The 6,498-nt window shown below is 41.8% G+C and carries 4 protein-coding genes and 2 pseudogenes; all 6 read left to right on the top strand.

Translation table 11 applies throughout. The features are described 5' to 3' along the window. Positions 1-427: DUF2726 domain-containing protein (locus tag DW059_RS08360; RefSeq protein WP_242986177.1), on the top strand; the 427-nt coding region annotated here is incomplete at its 5' end. Positions 428-655: 228 nt separating this feature from the next. After that, positions 656-784, top strand: a pseudogene (locus tag DW059_RS17610) (TetR/AcrR family transcriptional regulator); the annotation flags it as partial. Positions 785-817: 33 nt separating this feature from the next. After that, a complete protein-coding gene (locus DW059_RS08355; RefSeq protein WP_330408344.1) occupies positions 818-1,246 on the top strand; it encodes a hypothetical protein in 429 nt (142 codons plus the stop codon). Positions 1,247-1,527: 281 nt separating this feature from the next. Then, positions 1,528-3,293, top strand: a pseudogene (locus tag DW059_RS08350) (ABC transporter ATP-binding protein). Position 3,294: 1 nt separating this feature from the next. Next, the gene (locus tag DW059_RS08345; RefSeq protein ID WP_117698465.1) at positions 3,295-5,028 is read left to right on the top strand and encodes an ABC transporter ATP-binding protein; all 1,734 of its coding nucleotides are present in this window, start codon (positions 3,295-3,297) and stop codon (positions 5,026-5,028) included. A 125-nt stretch (positions 5,029-5,153) separates the two neighbouring features. Beyond that, complete coding sequence (locus tag DW059_RS08340; protein WP_117698469.1) at positions 5,154-6,485, top strand: uracil-xanthine permease family protein; 1,332 nt, start codon at positions 5,154-5,156, stop codon at positions 6,483-6,485. Positions 6,486-6,498 lie beyond the last annotated feature (13 nt).

Genomic DNA, 6,498 nt, shown 5'->3' with positions numbered 1-6,498 from the left:
TGATTATCTTTATAAACAGTATACAAAAAAGAGAGTAGAGTATTTGCAAAAATATAAAAAGGTGTCTGAATATGATTCAGAGAATCTAATGTACTCTTTAGTCAAAGAAATTATTGCTGATAACAAGTATGCATACTTGGACGTAGTGTGCCGTTTTCCGTTAAATATGTTAATTAGGGATCCAAAATTGTTAAGTGAACAGGAATGTCAGTATGCAATGAATCCAGCTACACATTTGGATTTTTTGGTATATAACAGAATTAGTAAGAAACCGGTATTAGCTATTGAGGTTGATGGATATGAATATCATCAGGATAATACTGTACAGGCATCACGAGATTTGTTGAAGAATCACATAATGGAATTGTATGAAATTCCATTGCTGAGATTTAAAACAATGGTAGTTGTGAAAGGGAAGCAATTATAGAAATGTTAGACAAGTTAATTGAGTAGCTCAAAAAAATAAATGCAGAAAACCAGGTATTTATCATGAAATGTTTAGAATTTTATGGGGAGAGAAGGTCTTAAATATATCAGATATAAAACCCTTGACATCTCCCACAAAACTAATTATATTTATAACAGTGTTATATAACACTGTTATAAATGAAACGGAGGCATCAGTGACTAAACCAATCGAGGCGTATCGGAAAGAATTCTTTCCTGCGCAACGGAAGAATTTTTAGAAAAGGGTTATTCCGATGCATCGCTTCGCACCATTGCGGCGAAAGCGGGAACAACCACAGGTTCTATTTATTCCAGATTTAAAGACAAAGAAGGGCTGTTTGCAGCAATTGTAGGACCGGTGGCAGAGTATATGATGAATCTTTTTGTGAAGACGCAGGAAGAATTTCATGCAGTAGAGCCGGAGCGGCAGCCGAAGGAAATGGATGACTATGTGATGTCAGGAATGGATGAAATGCTGGATTATATCTATGATAATTTTACCGCATTTCAGCTGTTATTAGAGGCGTCCTATGGAACGAAGTTCCAGAATTTTGTAGAACAGTTGGCAGAAGTAGAGGCAGAATATACCTACAAGTTCATGGAGGTTATTCATTTTCAGAATGAAGAGGAAAATGAAGTGACGGGAGAATTCATCCATATTATGACAAGGGCATTATTTGACAGCATGTTTGAAGTTGTGCGTCATAAGATGGAGAAAGAAACTGCACGGAAATACGTTCATATGCTGGAAAAATTCAACTATGCAGGCTGGAATACCATTTTAAAATTCGAAGTGTAAAAGATAGTAAGACTGCTTATCTTGTAACAGCAGGAAGCAGTCTTTTCTTAAAAACGCTGGTTAGTTAAAACTAATTCATATTAGATGACACTGTACGATGGAAATATCAAAAAGGTGCATTCCAGAATCCAAAAAGTCAGTTCTTTTGCCTGAATACCAACAGTGAGGTGGCACTTGGCTGTGAAAATATGTGACAGCAGCACACCGGGAGCAGTTTTTAAAACAGTTTTCGTTTCAATAAGAAGAAAGAATCAATTATTTTTAAAGGAGGAGAAGAAAAAGTGAAAAAGGAAAGTTCCTTATCAAAGCTTTTTGCCTATGCCGGTAAATTCCGCTATCTGACCATAGCATCCTGGATTTTATCGGTAATCAGCGCATGGCTGGCTTTGGTACCATTTTATTACATCTGGAGAATTATGAAAGAAGTACTTTCTGTGGCATCGAATTTTGGCAAAGCAGCTCATTTAAAAGAATATGGCTGGGCAGCCGTTGGATTTGCCATTTTATCCATGCTGGTTTATGTGTGCGCGCTGATGTGTTCCCATCTGGCAGCATTCCGCGTCCAGGCAAATATCCGCACCAGCCTGATGCGGCATATCCTGACACTGCCAATGGGATTTTTAGATAAAGACGGAACCGGCAAAATCCGTAAAATCGTCAATGAATCCAGCGCAGCAACAGAGACCTATCTGGCGCACCAGTTACCGGATCAGGCAGGAGCCATCGCAACACCGGCAGGTCTTTTGGTATTGCTTATGGTATTTGATTTCCGGCTTGGTCTTTTGAGTCTGATTCCTGTGGTGGCAGCATTTTTGATTATGGGAACCATGACCGGACAGCGTATGAAAGATAAGATGGAAGAATATCAGAATGCATTGGACGAAATGTCCAGTGAGGCAGTGGAATATGTCCGTGGAATCCCGGTAGTAAAGACTTTCGGACAGTCTGTATTTTCCTTCAAACGTTTCCAAACATCCATTCAGAAATATGAGAAATGGACAATTGCATACACGAAGGAAATGCGGATACCAATGACGGTGTATACAACAGCAATCAATGCGGTATTTGCAGTGCTGATTGCAGCAACCTTTTTCTTTACCGGAAAAGGAGGAGATAATACCTTTTTATTAAATCTTTTATTCTATATTATCATTACGCCGATTATCACTGTGACCATGAATAAAATTATGTATTCCAGTGAAAATCAGCTGATTGTAGCAGATGCAATTTCCCGTATCGAAAGTATTTTAGAAAAGAAACCGTTACCGGAAACCGCCCATGCACAGGAGCCGGAGAACAACTCCATTACCTTTGAAAATGTATCCTTCCGTTATGAAGATGCCGGAAGAGATGCACTGCATCAGATTAATCTTGCCATCAAAGAGGGCGAGCATGTGGCATTTGTAGGACCGTCCGGCGGCGGAAAGACGACGCTGGCAAGCCTTGTAGCACGATTCTTTGATATCACGGAAGGACGCATCCTGATTGGAAATAAGGATGTGAAGGAAATTCCTTCCAAGCAGTTAATGGATATGGTATCTTTTGTATTCCAGGATAGCAAATTATTAAAAACTTCCATTTTGGAAAATGTCCGCATGGGAAAGAAAGATGCAACCAGGGAAGAAGTCATGCAGGCGTTAAAGGAAGCCAGTGTGAAGATATCATTGCAAAACTTCCGGATGGAATTGATACAGTAATCGGAAGCAGCGGAACCTATGTATCCGGTGGAGAAGCCCAGCGGCTTTCCATTGCAAGAGCCATGTTAAAGAATGCACCAATTCTGATTTTGGATGAAGCAACTGCCTTTGCAGACCCGGATAATGAAGCAAAGGTGCAGGAAGCGTTTTCCAGACTGTCTAAGGGCAAGACCGTAATTATGATAGCCCATCGTCTTTCCTCTATTGTAGACGCGAACCGGATTTGCGTTTTAAAGGATGGCAGTATTGCAGAAGAGGGAACCCATGAAACATTACTTCAGAAAAATGGTGTATATGCCCATATGTGGGAAGAATACAACAAATCGGTACAGTGGAAGGTAGGTGCGTAACATGAACTGGAAAGAAAAATTACAACATAAATATGCCCTATCAGAGCAGGGCACAAATGACATGATAAAGGCATTTCTGACAGCAACCGTTTCCAATATTGTGTTGATGTTTCCGGTGGGACTGCTGTATTTTCTGGTGGAGGATTATCTGAATGATAACTTGAGCGGCAGAGGCGTGTTCTACCTTGTGGGAAGTATTCTCTGTCTGGTTCTGATCGCAGTGACAACGTATATCCAGTATAACTGCACCTTCCTTGCCACCTATGTGGAAAGTGGTGTGCGAAGAATTACGCTGGCAGAAAAATTAAGAAAGATTCCATTATCTTTCTTTGGCAAAAAGGATTTATCCGATTTGACCAGCACCATTATGGCGGACTGTGCCACGATAGAAACGGCATCCTCCCACTATATTCCGGAGCTTTTTGGAGCCTGTGTTTCCACCGCAATTATTGCTGTCAGCTTATTTTTCTTTGACTGGCGGATGGCACTGGCTGCGCTGTGGGTACTGCCGGTATCTTTTCTCATTGTGCTGAGTGCCGGAAAATTTTTAAGATACCTTAGCAGAAAACAGATGAAGCTGAAAATGGCCTGCGCAGATGGCATTCAGGAATGCTTAGAGACTGTCCGTGATTTACGGGCAAATGATGCACAGGAAAATTATATGGCTGGTCTTGAGAAGAAAATTAAAGCAGTAGAAAAGCATGCAGTGGCAGCAGAACTTGGAAATGCAGTCTTTGTATCCGGTGCCCAGATGATTTTAAAGCTTGGAATTGCAACAGTAGCACTGGTTGGCGGAATTTTACTTTCGAAAGGAAGTATTGATTTACTGACTTTCTTTATGTTCTTATTACTGGTATCAAGACTTTATGACCCGATGCAGATTTCCCTGCAGAACCTTGCTGCCATAATCAGCGTGGATGTGCAGTGCGAGCGGCTGGATGAAATTTTATCCCATCTGGTACAGAGTGGAAGCACCGAGATGAAATATGACGGATATGACATTGCATTTTCCCATGTGGGATTTTCCTATGACAGTCAGGAAAGTGTGCTGAAGGATGTGACCTTTACCGCAAAACAGGGCGAAGTCACTGCATTAATCGGACCATCCGGCGGCGGTAAGACCACGGTCTCAAGACTTGCCTCAAGATTCTGGGATATCGATAAGGGAACCATTACGGTAGGCGGCATGGACATTTCAAAGATTGACCCGGAAACACTGATGTCTCTTTATTCCATTGTCTTTCAGGATGTTACACTTTTTAACAATACGATTATGGAAAATATCCGTATTGGACGTTCCGATGCAACAGACAAGGAAGTCATTGCGGCAGCAAAATTGGCACACTGTGATGAATTTGCAGATAAACTGCCGGAGGGCTGGCATACCATGATTGGGGAAAACGGTTCTGAATTATCCGGTGGAGAACGTCAGAGAATTTCCATTGCAAGAGCATTTTTAAAGAATGCACCAATTATTTTCTTAGATGAAGCAACTGCATCCTTGGACGTAGATAATGAAACACTGATTCAGGAGGCACTGTCCCGGCTGATTCAGGATAAGACGGTTATGATTATTGCACATCGTATGCGTACAGTGGCAGATGCAGATAAGATTGTGGTATTAAAAGATGGAGTGGTAGCCGAAGAGGGTGCGCCGGAAGAACTTACAGCAAAGGATGGTGTTTATCGGCATATGGCAAAGACACAGCTTCAGGCAGCAGGCTGGAAATTGTAAAAAGCAGTTGACCTCCCCTTTATTCCGTCATAAGATAAAAAGATAGCGAGCATGCTATTGCGGAAACAGATAACGGAGGAAAAAAGAAAATGAGTTTTTTAGAAAGAAAAAACACAAAAGATGGTATGGCAGCAGGTCAGAAAGCCAGCGTAGATAATATTTATGCGCTGGATGGCAAAGTGCCGGTTTTAAATGCAATTCCATTTGGCTTGCAGCATATTTTAGCTATGTTTGTAGCCAATATTGCACCGATTCTGATTGTGGCAGGGGCCTGCGGAATGGATGCAAAGAATACGGCGATGATTATTCAGAGTGCAATGATGATTGCTGGAATCGGAACATTGATTCAGTTATTCCCAATCTGGAGAATCGGTTCGAGACTTCCGATTGTCATGGGAATTTCCTTTACCTTTGTATCCATTGCCTGTGTCATTGGCGGACAGTATGGCTATGGAGCAATCATGGGAGCGGTTCTTGTTGGAGGTATCGTAGAAGGTGTCCTTGGACTTTTATCCAAATACTGGATGAAACTGGTAACACCGATTGTAGCAGCTACCGTTGTAACAGCAATTGGATTTTCCCTGCTTGAAGTAGGCGCAGATTCCTTTGGTGGTGGCAGCAGCAGTGCAGATTTCGGATCTGCAACCAACTGGATACTTGGAACTGTGACACTGGTATGCTGTATCGTATTTAATATTGTAACAAAATCCTATTTCAAACAGTTAGCCGTACTGTTTGGACTGATTGTAGGTTATATTGTGGCATTGTGTATGGGTGTGGTAGATTTTTCAGCACTTTCCGATACAAGCCTTCTGGCACTGCCGCATCTGATGCCATTTAAAATGGAATTTCATGCAGATGCTATTATCGCATTTGTTTTGATATTCTTAGTGTCAGCAACCGAGACAATTGGAGATACCTCGGCACTGGCATCATCCGGCTTAAACCGTGATGTTACCCGGAAGGAGACTGCAGGTTCACTTGCCTGTGACGGATTTGTCAGTGCATTATCTTCGGTATTTGGCTGTATGCCGATTACATCCTTCAGCCAGAATGTAGGTCTGGTTGCCATGACCAAGGTTGTAAACCGTTTTGTCATTGCAACGGGGGCCATAATTATGATTCTGGCAGGAATTTTCCCGGTAGTGGGTGCAGTTCTTGCCACACTGCCAAGTGCAGTTCTGGGCGGATGTACAATTATGATGTTCGGAACTATTGTAATCAGTGGACTGCAGATGATTGGAAAATGTGGATTTTCCCAGAGAAATATTACCATATCGGCACTGTCCTTAAGTATCGGATTAGGCTTTACCCAGCTGCCGGATTTATTTGCAATCTTCCCGGGCATTATCCGTTCTATCTTTGCAGAAAACTGTGTAGCAGTTGTATTCCTTACTGCCATTATTTTAAATCTTGTATTGCCTAAAAATATGGAAGTAGAACGTCAGGAAAAGTAGCAGAGGAGAGCAT

This window comes from Roseburia sp. AF42-8, assembly GCF_003435965.1.
GTDB lineage: Bacteria > Bacillota > Clostridia > Lachnospirales > Lachnospiraceae > Roseburia_C > Roseburia_C amylophila.
The sequence above is the reverse complement of the archived record's forward strand: the minus strand, read 5'-3'. Positions and strand labels throughout refer to the sequence as shown.

What these genes read in the sequence shown, in the direction of transcription:
- DW059_RS08355 (WP_330408344.1), top strand. Translation starts at nt 818, where the DNA reads ATGATGAATCTTTTTGTGAAGACGCAGGAAGAATTTCATGCAGTAGAG.
- DW059_RS08345 (WP_117698465.1), top strand. Translation starts at nt 3,295, where the DNA reads ATGAACTGGAAAGAAAAATTACAACATAAATATGCCCTATCAGAGCAG.
- DW059_RS08340 (WP_117698469.1), top strand. Translation starts at nt 5,154, where the DNA reads ATGGCAGCAGGTCAGAAAGCCAGCGTAGATAATATTTATGCGCTGGAT.